Origin of the sequence: Demequina sp. TMPB413, assembly GCF_020447105.2 — a bacterium.
Taxonomy (GTDB): domain Bacteria; phylum Actinomycetota; class Actinomycetes; order Actinomycetales; family Demequinaceae; genus Demequina.
In genome coordinates, this window is sequence record NZ_CP096184.1 from 2331935 (window position 1) to 2345741 (window position 13807).

The following is a 13807-nucleotide window of genomic DNA, read 5'->3' on the forward strand; positions in this document are numbered from 1 at the left end:
CGGCGGGCCGCCGCTCAGATGCGGTCCGGCTCCTCCTAGTGGTGTGTCTCAGTTTTGGTTGACTGTTTGGAGCGTGACGCGTCCGCGGGCGACTTTCTCGAGGATGCTGTCAGCGGTCGCGGTCCAGACCAGAGGCTTGGGTTCGTCGTTGTGTGCGGCGAGGTATTCCTCGATCGCGGCGATGAGATCGGGCACGGAGTGGAAGACACCGCGCCTGAGCGCCTTGTCGGTCAGTTCACGGAACCAGCGCTCGACGAGGTTCAGCCAGGATGACGATGTGGGCGTGAAATGCAGATGAAACCGGGGATGTTTGGCTAACCAGGCCCTCACGTTGGCATGCTTGTGGGTGGCGTAGTTGTCCAGAATCAGGTGGATTTCCAACCCGGCTGGGACGTTGTTCTCGATCGTTTTGAGGAACTTCAGGAACTCGGTGTGCCGGTGCTTGGGCAGGCAGGACTCGATCACCGTGCCCGTGGCGACGTCCAGGGCGGCGAACAGGGTCGTGGTGCCGTTGCGCTTGTAGTCGTGGGTCATCGTTGCCCCGCGGCCCTTCTTCATCGGCAACGAAGGCTGCGTGCGGTCCAACGCTTGGATTGACGATTTCTCGTCCATGCACAACACGATCGCCTGCTCCGGCGGGTTCAGATACAGGCCGACGACATCGACGAGTTTCTCTTCAAAGTGGGGGTCGTTCGAGAGCTTGAACGCGTCGACCCGATGCGGCTTCAACCCGCGGGCCGCCCAGATCCGCTGTACCTGGGCCGGCGATACCCCCGACGCTTTGGCCATCGTCCGAACCGACCAATGGGTCTGCCCCGCAGGCTTGGAATTCCGCGTCAAATCAACGATCTCATCGATCTTCGACTGCGGAATCACCGGCTTCCGGCCCCGACCGGCACGCACTCTTCCCAGCTTCGCCAGACCCTCCGCCTCGAACCGGGCACGCCAAGCCCGTACCGTCGTCGGCGTCACCGACACTGCGGCAGCGATCCCAGCATTGGCGACCCCATCGGCGGCCAACAACAGAACACGCGCCCGCTGCACCTCACGATGCGCCGCCGTCTGCGACTTCGACAGCACCGCAAGCGCGGCACGTTGACCATCAGACATCACCAAAGCAGGAGCCGGATTCCTCATCAAGCAAGAATATCAACCAAACCCCTACTTATTTTGGAGACACACCACTAGTTCTTCTCGACCAGCGCGACCGACGTGGGCGCCTCGATGGTGCGCGACACGGTGCACTCCTTGTCGTGCGAGATCCTGAGCGCCGACGCCACGCGGGCGCGCGCCTTGTCGCCGTCGGTGCCCTCCGGGAACACCAAGTCGAACAGCACGCGCACGTTCTCGAGCACGTTGCCCTCGACATCGTCGTGGACGTAGTCGGCCTGAGAAGTGACCTCGAACTTGCTCGGCTCGGCTCGCCGCGTGGTCATCATGTCGACGTCAAGGCTCGAGCAGCCAGCTACCGAGGCGAGCAGCAACTCGACGGGGCTCAGTAGCCCCTGGCCGCGCCCGAATTGGAGCGAGGCGCCGGCTGCGTTCGTGACGGTGTAGACGCCCACTGAATCGCGGGTGAGCGTTACGGAGCGGGGGGTGATGTCGCGTGTCATGGGATCCATGGTGGCACGTGGGCTGCCGCACCCGGCACCACCTGCGCCGAAGTTACAGCGTGAGCCGAACTCGTTTGAGCACCGTGCGGGGCTCACGAGTAGTAGCGTCCCACGGCCGTGACTTTGGCACGATGGGGTGGGCGGCGGCGCGCTTGGCGGCGGCGCGCTTGGCGGCGGCGCGCTTGGCGGCACGACCGCGTGACGGCGTCCCTAAGACTGGCGCAGTCCGAGAGCGTCCACGAGCGCGCACGCGGCCTCGGGCCTGTTGAACGTGATGATGTGGATTCCAGGTGCGCCTGCGTCGATCAGGTCGCGCGACAGGCGAGCCGCGTGGTCCACGCCAGCCGCGAGCGCGGTTGCGTCGTCCTCCGCGGCCTCGAGCGCACCGAGTAGCTCGCCAGGCGTGGGCACGCCCGTGAGCTCGGCGGCGCGATAGGCGCGGCGAGCGGAGACGAGCGGCATCACCTCGGGGACGATCGGCAGGCCGATGCCCTCGGCGGCCGCGTCGCGGACGAGCGCCTCGTAGTGGGGCACCTCGTAGAACACCTGGGTGATCGCGAAGTCTGCGCCCGCGTCTTGCTTGGCGCGCAGCACGTCGAGTCCCTGCTGGCGCCATTGCTCGAAGGCGTGCTGGGCGGGGAACGCTGTCACGCCAATGCTGATGTCCAGGCCGTGTGCCGCGGCGACTTCTCGCAGCAGCGCAACCAATTCGGACGCGTACTGCAGCCCGTCCGGATGGGGGCTCCAGTTCGTCTGACCCTTGGCCGGGTCGCCGCGCAGCGCCAAGAAGTCGCTCACGCCCTCGCCCAGGTACTCCTCGATCACCGCGACGAGGTCCGCGCGGCTCTGGTCGACGCACGTGAGGTGGGCCAGCGGCGGGATGGTGTGCGCTTCGGCCAGGCGCTGCACCACGCCGCGGCTGGTCGAGCGAGTCGACCCCGACGCGCCGTATGTGATCGAGACGAAGTCGGGCCGGGTGCTGGCAAGCACTTCCATGGTGTCCTTCAGCGATTCCTCGGCCGCGGGGGTACGCGGCGGGAAGAGCTCGTACGACAGGGTCGTGTGCTCGGTGGCGAGGAGGTCGCGGATCGTCATGGCGTGGCAAGACTACGCGGGCGCGCGGGTGCGTGACGCACCGCCAGGCCCGCGCGCAGGCCACCTATGGGTGCGTGACGCACCGCAGGGAGGGGTGCCGCAGACGGCTGTCGTGCCCAGGCGGGCCAGGCGTGGCCTCTCCCCGCCCCCGGAGCTCACCGGGCCTCCCGTCGGCCCCTCACGCCACACTGGAGCCATGATCACGGAACCGAACGACCTCACTCGCTGCTTTGGCAACGGAGACCCGCTGTATGAGGCGTATCACGACTGTGAATGGGGTGTGCCAGTCCACGGCGACACGGCCCTGTACGAACGCATCGTGCTGGAAGGCATGCAGTCCGGGCTGTCGTGGCTCACGATCCTGCGCAAGCGGGACAACTTCCGGGCGGCCTTCGCCGGCTTCGAGCCAACCGCCGTCGCCGAGTTCGGGGACGACGACGTGGAGCGACTGCTCGCCGACGCGGGCATCGTGCGCAATCGACTCAAGGTCAACGCCGCGATTATCAACGCGCGCGCCGTGGTCGCGCTGCAGGAGGCGGGAGGGTCGCTCGACCAACTGTTCTGGTCGCACGCCCCCGAGCCGCGGGCCGCTCGTCCCACAGACTGGGAGGGCGTGCCCGCTTCGACCCCGGAGTCGGTGGCGCTCACCAAGGAACTCAAGAAGGCTGGCTTCGTGTTCGTGGGGCCCACCACCATGTACGCCGCGATGCAGGCGTGCGGCCTGGTGGACGACCACATCGAGGGATGCGTCGCGACGCGCTAGGCCCTCCGTGCGGGTCAGTGGGCGTCCACGGCGTCGGCGGGATTCCCGCGCAGGCGCTGCACCCCGTGAAACACCGTGACGACAACCGAGCCGACGAGCGCGCCCACCATCGCGGAGGCAAGCGTGTTCGCGAGCCATCCCAAGAAGCCGCCGATGCCGGCGATGTCATGCACGGCCTCCTCGGCGCTGTGGACGAGTTCGTAGGGCGCTACCCAACCCAACTCGTCCAGTCCGACGAGCAGGATGTGCCCTCCGACCCACAACATGGCGATGATCCCCACCGTGGACAGCACCGCGAGGAACTTGGGCATCGCGAGGACGAGCGCTCGACCGAAGGCTGCGGACGCCCCGGTCCGCTTCTCCGCCAAATACAGCCCCACGTCATCCATCTTCACGATGAGCGCGACAACGCCGTACACGATGGCTGTAATGACGACAGCCACCACCGCAAGAATGATGGCCCTCGACACCAGTGGCTCGTCCGCGACTTCGTTGAGCGCGATCACCATGATCTCTGTGGAGAGGATGAAGTCGGTGCGAATCGCGCTGGCCACCATCGTCTTCTCCACGTCGACGCCTTGGACCGCCGCTGGTACCTCGCGCTTGTCCTTGGCGTGACCGGTGACCAGTTCGTAGAGCTTCTCCGCACCCTCGAAGGCGAGATACGTGCCACCCACCATCAGTATGGGCGTGAGGAGCCACGGGAGAAGCTGGCTGAGAAGCAGCGCGGCGGGAAGGATGAACACCAACTTGTTGCGCAAAGAACCGATCGCGATCCTGCGGACGATGGGTAGTTCGCGCGCCGACGTGAAGCCGTGGAGGTAGCGGGGCGTCACCGCAGTGTCGTCGATCACGACGCCAGCCGCCTTCACGCCGGCCCTGCTCGCCGCCACACCGATGTCGTCTACGGACGCCGCTGCAAGCTTCGCGAGCGCCGCGATGTCATCGAGCAGCGCCACCAGACCGCCAGCCATCAGCCCTCCTTGCTCGTCGATTGAGACACAAGGCTACCCGGGAGTGTCCCGGCGCTCCCGCCGCAAGGCCCACGGGCGCGTGACCTCAAACACCTCCACATCGGAAATTGATCCGCCATGCGGTCCCGCCTTCATGTGAGGTCCGCACACTGATCGCATCAAGACGGTGCGCGAATGAGCGCCATGGTGTGGAGGTAGTCGAGATGTCACTGAAGAGCCTGTCGACGAAGTTGTACCTGGGGATCGCCGTCGCTGCGTTGGTCATGTGGGTCGCGGGCGTTTCAAGCGGAACGATCCTGACCCTGGCCGCGATCGGGGTCATGGTGGCCATGCACGCCGGGCACTCGTCGGCGTCGGAGTCGACTGGCGCGGCAATCACGGACACCGAAACCCGTGTCCAACACCCGCGCAAGGGCGGGTGCCACTAGCACAACTTCAGTGTGGCGAACGAGCAAGAGGACGCATCGTCCCACGGGAACAGCGCCAGGTCTCGCTACGTAGTTCGGCACCGAAGCGCATCCCGGGTTGACGCCGGTTTGGGAAGGAAGACATGGGACGACGACCAACGAAGAAGAAGCGTTCCGCGTCTCGTGCGCGGAAGCCTCAGGCGACGCCCAGGGGATCCGCACCGTCGTCGCCAGACCGGCACACGGGGACTCCTGGCGACGGGACGATGCGCGGCGCAAGTTTCGTGGCTCAGACCCGCATGTCCCCCATGTCGGCGGGACTCGCAGGAGTCAGCAATCGCCCCCCGAGGGCCGCGGGAGCCCAGTTTCGCCCGGGTCCCTCGCCCCTGCCCGCGATGAAACCCACGCGAGTGCTGGCCAAGATCGGGGGTGAGTCGGGGACCAAGAGCGCACTTGAGTTCGTCACCTTTCCCATCGACGCAGTTGCCGAGCTTCGGCCCCACGCGTTGGGAGTCACGTATTGGTTCGATGCACCACAGACGAAGGGACCGCACGAGGTCGTCCTGCGGTTGACTGGCCGTCGCCTCGACGTCGCAGGTGATCGCAAACCTGAGGACAACTTCGTCACGACCGCATCGCTTCACGACGTTCGACCCGGTAGCGGCCGGACGTCCCTGACCCACCGGGTGGTCGGGAAAGCTCCAGGCCGTTGGCATGTGATAGCCGAGGCGGTGGCAGTCCCGAAAGGCGGTGGCCAGTCGGAGGCTGTGCGACTGCCTTCGGCGGAAGGAGTCGGTCGGTCGACGTTCGCACCCGTCGCCAGCGCACGCGCTCCCGGAGTGATTGTGGGCGCATGGCCAGCCATGGTCTTGCTCGGCGTCGTGCTCGCCTTGGTACTGCAGCGGGTATTGGCCCAGAGGCACGGACTGCCCTCCGGCAATGTGCTCGTGCTTGCCCTCGTGGCCAGCGCTCTCGGTGCTGTCGGCGCCAAACTCTACTATCGCGTCACGCACCGGAAAGCGTCTGGGGGCCGAGGGCTCGCCGGGCTGAGCGTCCAGGGTTTCGTGATCGCGGCCACGGCTACCTTTGTGATCGGCGGCGCTCTCGCGGGGCTTCCCGTCTGGCACCTTCTGGACGCCACCGTGCCCGCACTTCTGCTCGGCCAGACCGTTGGCAGACTGGGATGCCTGATGGGCGGGTGCTGCGTCGGAGTGCCGACAGGCTCACGCTGGGCTGTGTGGTCATCTGACCGGCGCGTCGGGACGCGCCGCATCCCGGTGCAACTGATGGAGTCTGCGGCGGCAGCCACCCTCGCGCTCGTAACCGGTGCCATCGCATGGCAGGGATCGATAACGCCAACAGGCGTCCTGTTCGTCGGAAGCGTCGCGGCATACGTGGTGGTGCGTCAACTCCTGTTCCCGCTGCGTGGTGTCCCCCGCGCCACCCGCCATGGGCGCCAGGTGACACTCATCGTGTCCCTGACCACCCTCGTCGGCATGCTGTTGGTGTCAAGTCTCGCCTGACGCCAACTCCGTCGTCAGGCTCCAACCCCTCCCTGGCAGGAGGCACCTGGCTCAGGCGTCTGTTCGCCCTGGAGGTATCGTTCCAAGAACGGCTTGAGGCGCTCGTCGTTGGCAGAGTCCAGTTCGACTTGGACACCCCAGGCGGTAGCAACAACGTCAGAAGCGAGATCCTCAAACGGGCTCACGAGCATGTACGGGTTGGCCTCAGCAAGGTCGCGCAACGTGGCGACCTGCGCATCGTCGAGCCCAGGCCGGTAAGTCACCCAGACCGCACCGTGTTCGAGGGAGTGCAACGCGTTCTCGCTCCGGATCGGCTCGGCGTAGTATCCACAGTTCTGCAGGACAGGGTCGTGGTCGCCACCGGTGGGCGGCAGCAGTGTGCCCTCGGGGGCTGCGCTTGCCGTCTCATACGGGATGTCCTGCGTCACGTGCGTGGCGGAGGGTACGTCGACGAGCTTCTCGCCCTCGATGGGTTTGCTCGCGGCTTGTTCGACTGCCTCGGCATCCCGCTGCGCGTTGACAATGACGATCGCGGTGGGCACCGCCAGCGCCAGCACGACCCCAGTGACGATGAGGCTTATCAGAACCTTGTGGCGGCGATCGGCACGCGCCTGCGCGGCTCGAATCTGAGCAATCTGGGCACGCTGCTCGTTCTTGTCAACACCCTTTTTCTTACTCGCACTCACGGGATCCTCCGGATCGCTTGGGACATTGGCCTGACCAGGGAACGTGGACAGGTGTAGTGCTCGCGGAACCATCAATTCTACGTGAAGTGGCAGGCTTTCCGGAATTGCGGCGCACCACGCGCTGGACCTTTAGCGTCTCGACCCACTGGGGCCTTTCGCGCACCCGCCCACGACTGTGGTCACAGGCGGACAGTTCCCAGCATGTGAGCCGCTGCTTGGGACCCTCGCACGTGGGACTCGAGTTCCAACGACCCACCCCGGGTGGGGTGGGAGACTGGCGGTGTAGAAGGAGGAATCACTATGGCCAACCCGTCAGATCGTATGAAGGGCCCTGCATCACCGGCCGGTGCGCCGTCGTCCGTCCTCGAGGCGAGCGGCATCGTCAAGACCTACCGCAGCGGGTGGTGGCCGCGCCGCCGCGCCAAGCCGGTGCTACGCGGCGCAGAAGTGCACCTCAAGGCGGGCGAGATAGTGGGCCTCGTGGGCGAGAATGGCTCGGGAAAGTCGACGCTCATGAAGATCCTGGTCGGAGCACTGAACCGGGATGCTGGCAACGTGACTCACAGTGGCTTGGTCGGGTTTTGTCCACAGGAGCCAGTTCTGTATGAGAGGTTGACCTGCGATGAGCACTTCGAGCTATTCGGGCGTGCCTATGGCATGGACGAATCAGCCATGCAACTGTCCCGCGACGACATCTACGCAACCCTCGGCTTTGCCGAGTGGAGGAACGCCCAGGTTGAGGAATTGTCGGGTGGGACCCGGGCAAAGCTCAACCTGGGCCTGGCGCTACTGCCGGATCCAGACCTCCTGCTTCTCGATGAGCCGTACGCGGGGTTCGACTGGGACACCTATCAGCGCTTCTGGCAACTGACCCGTACTCGGCGCGACGCGGGGCGCAGTTTGCTCATCATCAGTCACTTCATCACCGACGCAGATCGGTTCGACCGCATCTACGACCTGATCGACGGGCGGACGGTAGCGCGATGACCGCGCGCGTCGCTCCGTTGACAGGGCTACTCGCCTGGCGCAACCTGATCGAGTACGCCCGCCGACCGCTCAACCTGGTGCTCCTGGCTACCGTGCCCGTCGTGTTCGTCGCCCTGTCGGCTGGCGCACTGGCCGACTTCTCCCAGTTGCTTGGGGCTGAAGCGTCCTTTGGGCAACTCGAGACCGTCACCGCGGGCTGGGCCGCAGCCTTCCTGGCCGGAGTGGCTGGCTTCTTTCACGTGGCGGGATCGCGCGACGCCGATCGACGGTTGGCCTCGGCGGGCTCGGCCACCGCACGCGTGGTCACCGCAAGGCTCACGTCCTCGCTGCTGTTGGCCGTGGTGGCCGCCACTGGCGCCCTCATCGCATTGGTGTGGCGCACCGACGTGACGGACCTGCCCCGCGCGATCGGGGCGACCGCGATGTTCGCGATCATCTACCTCGGGATCGGTGCCGCGATCGGGGGCCTGGTCCGGTCGGAGTTCAACGGGTCGCTGCTGCTGATTTTCATCTGGATGCTCGATGTCTTCCTTGGTCCCGGCATGGGCCCGTCCGACTCGGCGCTCACCCGTTTCTTCCCCACCCATTTCCCCACCCTGGTGATGTTCGACTCTTCTATGACCCACGCCGGACCTCTCGGGGACCTTGGCGCATCGTTGGCCTGGGCGCTCGGCGGCCTGGCGTTGGCGTTCGTCGTCCTGTTGATCACGACCCGGCCAGTCCGCACGAGCAATACTCGGGGGGTCAACTCATCGTGGGCGCGCCTGGCGACCGGGCTGCGGTACGCGTGGCGCGAGTACCGTCGCAACCTCGCCCTGTGGGTGCTGCTGGTCGTCGTGCCCCTCATCTTCATCAGCTTGTCGTTCGCGATCACGCCGGATGACCCCACCCCGGTCGAACTTGCTGAGGGCGGACGGCGAACACTCTCGATGCTGTCGTTGATCGATGTCCACGGCGCGGTCATGGTGTCGATCACTGTGGCGTTCCTGGCCGGGCTGGCTGGCCTGTTCGTCGTACTCGGCTCGGCCGAGGCCGACCGCCGGCTGGTTATCGCTGGCTTTCGGACCCGTGAGGTCCTCGTCTCCAGGCTCGGCGTGATCGCGCTTGCCGCCGTGCTCGTTACCGGCGTGTCGCTGGCGGTTACGGCCGTCAGTTTCACGCCCCGAGTCTGGTTCACCTTCACGTTGGCCACCCTCGCGATCGCCGTCACGTACGCCATGATTGGTGTGGTGATCGGCCCTCTGGTTGGCCGGCTCGGTGGGCTCTACCTGATGTTCCTCCTGCCCTTCATCGACCTGGGGCTCGCCCAGAACATCATGTTCGATGCCGCCCCACCGGCCTGGGCGTCCTGGCTGCCGGGATACGGCGCTGTTCGCGTGCTCGTCGACGGCGCCTTCACACCCACCTTCGACGAGACCACCGGGCTGCTGATCGCCCTCGCCTGGCTCGTGGGCATCATTGCCGTAGCCGTCGGCGCATTCCACCGTGTCGCCGCTCGGCGGACCTAACACAGGAGAACCATGCGCTACCGACTCGCTCGCCGGTCACCACACACACCGCAGCCCCCAGGCCGCTCGTCTGGCGAACTGCACACTCTTGACCTTGGCTCACGCTGATGGTGATCGGCGCCTGCCCAGAGGGCACTGCTGGCCTGCTCCCACCCGGTCGACGCACGAGTCTCACGACCAGCCGTCCCGCCCGGAGCGGGGGGCGGCCCCAGACAGGACGGGGTTCCGTAGCGTGACTGAGATATACGACTACCAGCGCCAGGTGATCAACCGGCTCAAGACCGCGCGCGGTCACCTCGGCGGGATCATCCGCATGATCGAGGACGACGCCTGGTGCCCCGACGTCATGAAGCAACTCGCCGCCGTGCAGGGCATGCTTGAGGGCACCAGCCGCGAGGTGTTCCGCCATCACCTTGAGGGGCACGTCGCCACCGCTATTCGCGCTGGCCGCGGCGAGGAAATCGTCGACGAACTGATGGAGACACTCAAGTACGACAAGCGCGTTCTCCGGCCAGCTCCGGCCGATGTCAATGTGTCAGAGCACGCCGCCGAACTCGCCGTAGCGGATGCTGACCGGAGCGTGCCCGCCGTCCGCGACCAGGGTGGTCTCAAGAGCTGCCTGGTATAGGCGCGCCGCGGACACGAGGCGATCTCGTTTGGGGCGGCGGCAGCCACCGTCCCAGGTAGTCCGTCAGCCCCGTATGCCGGGTGAGGGCCGCCGGGCCGTAGGCCGAACTCACGCCTCCCATGGCTCAAGGCCAGACTGCTGACGACGGATGTTCTTCACATAGGCCGACGGTGGGAGATGGCTTGCGACCGCTCCCGGTCGGGTCTGCTCCCGGTCAAGCCCGCCCACCGTCACGGCCGCAGCCAGCACCGTCAAGCCCGCCCAGCCCCTCAACGACCCGACCGCAGACCCCTCTGGGGTCTGCGGTCGGGTGTGATCCACCTTCTTCCGGTGGCAACGGCCGTCGCGGATTTGCTCCTCCCCGACGGCCGTTGCCGCGGCTCGCGGTCAGTGCGAGTGGTGCTCGTGAGAGTCGTGGTCGTGGCCAGCAGGAACGTAGTTGTTCGGGTTTTCGACAAAGCTCTTGTGGCAGCCATGGGAGCAGAAGTAGTACGTCTGTCCTTCGTGCTCCACGCTCGCGGCTGCGGTCGATGGGTCCACGCTCATACCGCACACGAGGTCAGTAACTTTGGCGGGAGTGGTTGTCATGGTGTCCTCCAGTTGATTGTCTGTTCCGATTTCGACCACCGGTTCGGTGGTCGAAACTGTGATGTCTTGCGGGAGCGTTGCCGGTGTGAAGCGGCGTAGCCGGTTGGCGTTGGCGACCACGGACAAGGAAGACAACGCCATTGCCGCAGCCGCGATCGCCGGACTGAGGGTGATGCCGAATGCCGGATACAGCACTCCAGCCGCGATCGGGATGCCAGCCCCGTTGTAGACGAAGGCGAAGACCAGGTTCTGACGGATGTTACGCATGGTGGCCCTCGAGAGGTCCACCGCCGTCACCAACCCGCCGAGCGCCCCGGAGATCAACGTGATGTCCGACGACTCGATCGCGACGTCGGTGCCGGTTCCAATCGCGGAGCCGACATCCGCCTGGGCGAGGGCCGGGGCGTCGTTGATACCGTCGCCGACCATCCCGACGACGCGCCCCTCACCCTGCAGCCGCTTGACCTCCTGCGCCTTGTGCTCCGGCATCACCTCGGCCACGACGCGTTCGATGCCGACCTCTCGGGCGATCGCTGCAGCTGTGGTGCGGTTGTCGCCGGTCATCATGATCACGGCGATACCCCGCTGCTTGAGAGCGGCGACTGCGGCGATGGAACCCTCCTTGATCTTGTCCGCCACCGCCACGACTGCCGCGGGCTGGTTGTCGATCGCTACCAGGATGGGCGTCTTGCCGTCTCGGGCAAGTCGCTGCTGCTCGTCCAAGAGGCCCTCCACGTCGACGCTGGCCTCCACGAGCAACCGGGCGTTGCCGATCAGGATGTTGCGTCCGTGCAACCGGGCACCCACGCCCTTGCCAGTGAACGAATCGAACTCGGCGACATCGTCCAGCACCAGGTCGCGCTCCAGCGCCCCGGCCACGATGGCCGCGGCCAGCGGGTGCTCGGACGACCGCTCGACCGAGGCGACCAACTGGAGCACCTCGTCGGCTGTGAATCCCTCGCTCGGAACAACGTCGGTGAGCTCGGGCTTTCCCATGGTGATGGTGCCCGTCTTATCCAGGACGACCGTGTCGAGCTTGTGGGCCGTCTCGAGTGCCTCGGCCGAACGAATCAAGATCCCGGAAGTGGCCCCCTTGCCGGTCCCGACCGTAATGGAAAGCGGTGTGGCGAGCCCAAGAGCGCAGGGGCAGGCGATGATGAGGACTGAGACGCTCGCCACGAGTGCGAAGAGGAACACCGGCGGTGGGCCGATCAGGGCCCAGGTCACGAAGGTCCAGATGGCGATGATGACGACCGCTGGCACGAAGTAGCTCGAGACCTGGTCGACGACGCGCTGAATCGGCGCCTTGGAGCCCTGGGCCTCGCGGACCATCTTGACGATCTGAGCGAGCATCGTGTCGGCGCCGACCTTGGTTGCCCGGTAGCGGAACGTCCCCGTTTGGTTGATGGTCGCGCCGATCACCTCGTCGCCCACCGACTTGCTCACGGCGATTGGCTCACCGGTGATCATCGACTCGTCGACTGCAGACCTGCCATCGACAACCTCGCCGTCCACCGGAAGCTTCTCCCCCGGCCGCACCACAACAACGTCGCCCTTGATGACCTCCTCGATCGGGATGTCGATCTCAGCGCCGTCGCGCAGAACTCGTGCTGTCCGGGGCTGGAGACCGATCAACGTGCGAATCGCCTCACCCGTGCCTGCCTTGGCTTGAGTCTCGAACAGGCGCCCGAGCAGGATCAGGGTGATAATCACGCCGACCGCCTCGAAGTACACCTCACGCATCTCGGGCGGAAGCAGTGCAGGCGCGACCGTCACGACCACGCTGAATCCGTAGGCGGCGATCGTACCGATCGTGATCAAGGCGTTCATTTCCGCCCCGCGGTGGCGCAGCGCGAGCCAGCCAGTGCGGTGGATCGGCCACCCCGTGTAGAGCATCACCGGTGTGATGAGTGCGAACTGGAACCAGTCGTTCATCAAGAATCCAGGGACCCAGCTCACATTAAAGAGTTCGGCTCCCATGACAGCGAGCACAACCGGGGCAGTCAGGATCGTTCCGAAGATGACCCGCTTCTTCAGGTCCGCGATCTCGGCGTTACGGTCGCGCTCCTCGGCTTCCTCGGCTTGCGCCGCCGTGAGCGAGTCGACCCCCTTGTGTTCTGAATCGTCTTCGACGGGCGGCATGCCAGCAGGGGTTTCGACCTCTGCGACCGCCGCGGCGTCCGCCGGACTTCCGCCCGAGTCCGCATCCTCACCGTCAACAACGATGAGTCGGCCGCGCATCATATTCATCCCGCATGCGAAGCCGAAGCTCCCCGTCTCGCCTGGGGTGAATTCCACCGACGTGGTCTCGTAGGCGGGGAGCCCGAGGTTGACCTTGAAGTCCGGCATCACCACCCGCGAGGAGCATTCACCGGCCTCCTGCCGGTCAAATTCCATTCGCACCGGCACGCCACGGGTCACCTGGACCAGTTCGGGGCTGTAGCCGCCTTGAACCTTGATCCGCACCACCTGTACCCCGCCGTCCAGATCGGCGCGTCCGGTCCGTTTCGGACCAAAGAAAAACCATAGTGCCCCCAGTGTGAGGAGCACCCCCGAACCTATAACCACAAATGTCGTCATCTCCGGCTACCTCCTATCTGCATCCCGGCCGCTGAAGTGCGGTCACGCTTGTGCTGGTCCATACGTGGGTCCTGCCGGGTCGGCAGAGCCCTGAAACTGTGATCGGTCATGGTGAATCCCGCTTCGGTCACCGCAGTGACGAGCGCCTCGCGAGCGACCGACTCGTCGCCCCGGACCACTACCGGCGAATGCCCACCGACGCGCAGGCTGATGCCCACGTCTGCCACGCCGTCGACATCGTGAAGCCGCTCAAGCACCTCCACGAGGCATGTGCCACACATGAGTCCCTCGACAGAGAACAACTCTTTGTGATTCATCGCTCAACCTCCTTCACGTACTATACCCCCGTAGGGTATAAGTATCGACACGCATGGACTGAGTTCCCACTGCGGCTCGATGAAGGTTCCATGAAGATTGAGGGCGGGATCGAACCCGAACCCCTTCGACGGGTGCCT

Annotated in this window: 14 protein-coding genes; 6 read left to right on the forward strand and 8 right to left on the reverse strand. The window is 65.7% G+C overall.

Features of this window, described 5'->3' with window-relative positions; translation table 11 throughout:
- Window positions 1-48: 48 nt before the first annotated feature.
- The 3 genes from LGT36_RS11245 to LGT36_RS11255 form a co-directional block, all read right to left on the reverse strand.
- A complete protein-coding gene (locus LGT36_RS11245; protein WP_226096691.1) occupies window positions 49-1137 on the reverse strand; it encodes an IS630 family transposase in 1089 nt (362 codons plus the stop codon).
- Between the two features lie 47 nt (window positions 1138-1184).
- Complete coding sequence (locus tag LGT36_RS11250) at window positions 1185-1613, reverse strand: OsmC family protein (protein WP_226264340.1); 429 nt, start codon at window positions 1611-1613, stop codon at window positions 1185-1187.
- Between the two features lie 210 nt (window positions 1614-1823).
- Window positions 1824-2708, reverse strand: coding sequence for a methylenetetrahydrofolate reductase (locus LGT36_RS11255; protein WP_248642076.1), 885 nt, complete (start codon window positions 2706-2708; stop codon window positions 1824-1826).
- 196 nt (window positions 2709-2904) lie between these two features.
- On the opposite strand from LGT36_RS11255, the gene LGT36_RS11260 reads away from it, so the two are divergent.
- On the forward strand, window positions 2905-3471 hold the full coding sequence (locus tag LGT36_RS11260; protein ID WP_248642077.1) for a DNA-3-methyladenine glycosylase I: 567 nt from the start codon (window positions 2905-2907) through the stop codon (window positions 3469-3471).
- A 14-nt stretch (window positions 3472-3485) separates the two neighbouring features.
- Here the strand turns inward: LGT36_RS11260 and LGT36_RS11265 are convergent, their stop codons facing one another.
- Window positions 3486-4445 carry a DUF808 domain-containing protein gene (locus LGT36_RS11265; RefSeq protein WP_226095217.1) on the reverse strand — a complete coding sequence of 320 codons (960 nt, stop codon included), beginning with the start codon at window positions 4443-4445 and terminating at the stop codon, window positions 3486-3488.
- Window positions 4446-4648: 203 nt separating this feature from the next.
- Between LGT36_RS11265 and LGT36_RS11270 the strand changes: the two genes are divergently transcribed.
- Entirely contained in the window at window positions 4649-4873 is a 225-nt protein-coding gene (locus tag LGT36_RS11270; protein ID WP_226095216.1) for a hypothetical protein, read from the forward strand.
- Window positions 4874-5247: 374 nt separating this feature from the next.
- Window positions 5248-6375, forward strand: a complete 1128-nt coding sequence (locus LGT36_RS11275; protein WP_226095215.1) for a prolipoprotein diacylglyceryl transferase family protein — start codon at window positions 5248-5250, stop codon at window positions 6373-6375.
- A 14-nt stretch (window positions 6376-6389) separates the two neighbouring features.
- On the opposite strand, the gene LGT36_RS11280 is transcribed toward LGT36_RS11275, so the two are convergent.
- Window positions 6390-7061 (reverse strand): DUF3105 domain-containing protein, encoded by a 672-nt coding sequence (locus tag LGT36_RS11280; RefSeq protein WP_226095214.1) that lies wholly within the window; start codon window positions 7059-7061, stop codon window positions 6390-6392.
- 300 nt (window positions 7062-7361) lie between these two features.
- Here LGT36_RS11280 and LGT36_RS11285 point away from each other — a divergent pair, with 300 nt between their 5' ends.
- From LGT36_RS11285 to LGT36_RS11295, 3 genes are all read left to right on the forward strand, one after another.
- A complete protein-coding gene (locus LGT36_RS11285) occupies window positions 7362-8048 on the forward strand; it encodes an ATP-binding cassette domain-containing protein (protein ID WP_226095213.1) in 687 nt (228 codons plus the stop codon).
- Window positions 8045-9556, forward strand: a complete 1512-nt coding sequence (locus LGT36_RS11290) for an ABC transporter permease (RefSeq protein WP_226095212.1) — start codon at window positions 8045-8047, stop codon at window positions 9554-9556. The genes LGT36_RS11285 and LGT36_RS11290 overlap by 4 nt, the downstream gene beginning before the upstream one ends.
- 232 nt (window positions 9557-9788) lie before the next feature.
- On the forward strand, window positions 9789-10184 hold the full coding sequence (locus tag LGT36_RS11295; RefSeq protein ID WP_226095211.1) for a metal-sensitive transcriptional regulator: 396 nt from the start codon (window positions 9789-9791) through the stop codon (window positions 10182-10184).
- Between the two features lie 108 nt (window positions 10185-10292).
- Here LGT36_RS11295 and LGT36_RS11300 read toward each other — a convergent pair whose 3' ends face one another.
- The 3 genes from LGT36_RS11300 to LGT36_RS11310 all read right to left on the reverse strand — a co-directional run bounded on the left by LGT36_RS11300 (window position 10293) and on the right by LGT36_RS11310 (window position 13669).
- Window positions 10293-10505 (reverse strand): hypothetical protein, encoded by a 213-nt coding sequence (locus LGT36_RS11300; protein ID WP_248642078.1) that lies wholly within the window; start codon window positions 10503-10505, stop codon window positions 10293-10295.
- 66 nt (window positions 10506-10571) lie between these two features.
- Window positions 10572-13352 carry a heavy metal translocating P-type ATPase gene (locus LGT36_RS11305; RefSeq protein WP_226264576.1) on the reverse strand — a complete coding sequence of 927 codons (2781 nt, stop codon included), beginning with the start codon at window positions 13350-13352 and terminating at the stop codon, window positions 10572-10574.
- Window positions 13349-13669, reverse strand: a complete 321-nt coding sequence (locus LGT36_RS11310) for a heavy-metal-associated domain-containing protein (protein ID WP_226095251.1) — start codon at window positions 13667-13669, stop codon at window positions 13349-13351. Before LGT36_RS11310 ends, LGT36_RS11305 begins: the two co-directional genes overlap by 4 nt.
- Between the last annotated feature and the right edge of the window lie 138 nt (window positions 13670-13807).

What these genes read in the sequence shown, in the direction of transcription:
- LGT36_RS11305 (WP_226264576.1), bottom strand. Translation starts at nt 13,352, where the DNA reads ATGACGACATTTGTGGTTATAGGTTCGGGGGTGCTCCTCACACTGGGG.
- LGT36_RS11245 (WP_226096691.1), bottom strand. Translation starts at nt 1,137, where the DNA reads ATGAGGAATCCGGCTCCTGCTTTGGTGATGTCTGATGGTCAACGTGCC.
- LGT36_RS11310 (WP_226095251.1), bottom strand. Translation starts at nt 13,669, where the DNA reads ATGAATCACAAAGAGTTGTTCTCTGTCGAGGGACTCATGTGTGGCACA.
- LGT36_RS11255 (WP_248642076.1), bottom strand. Translation starts at nt 2,708, where the DNA reads ATGACGATCCGCGACCTCCTCGCCACCGAGCACACGACCCTGTCGTAC.
- LGT36_RS11250 (WP_226264340.1), bottom strand. Translation starts at nt 1,613, where the DNA reads ATGACACGCGACATCACCCCCCGCTCCGTAACGCTCACCCGCGATTCA.
- LGT36_RS11270 (WP_226095216.1), top strand. Translation starts at nt 4,649, where the DNA reads ATGTCACTGAAGAGCCTGTCGACGAAGTTGTACCTGGGGATCGCCGTC.
- LGT36_RS11260 (WP_248642077.1), top strand. Translation starts at nt 2,905, where the DNA reads ATGATCACGGAACCGAACGACCTCACTCGCTGCTTTGGCAACGGAGAC.
- LGT36_RS11290 (WP_226095212.1), top strand. Translation starts at nt 8,045, where the DNA reads ATGACCGCGCGCGTCGCTCCGTTGACAGGGCTACTCGCCTGGCGCAAC.
- LGT36_RS11285 (WP_226095213.1), top strand. Translation starts at nt 7,362, where the DNA reads ATGGCCAACCCGTCAGATCGTATGAAGGGCCCTGCATCACCGGCCGGT.
- LGT36_RS11265 (WP_226095217.1), bottom strand. Translation starts at nt 4,445, where the DNA reads ATGGCTGGCGGTCTGGTGGCGCTGCTCGATGACATCGCGGCGCTCGCG.
- LGT36_RS11275 (WP_226095215.1), top strand. Translation starts at nt 5,248, where the DNA reads ATGAAACCCACGCGAGTGCTGGCCAAGATCGGGGGTGAGTCGGGGACC.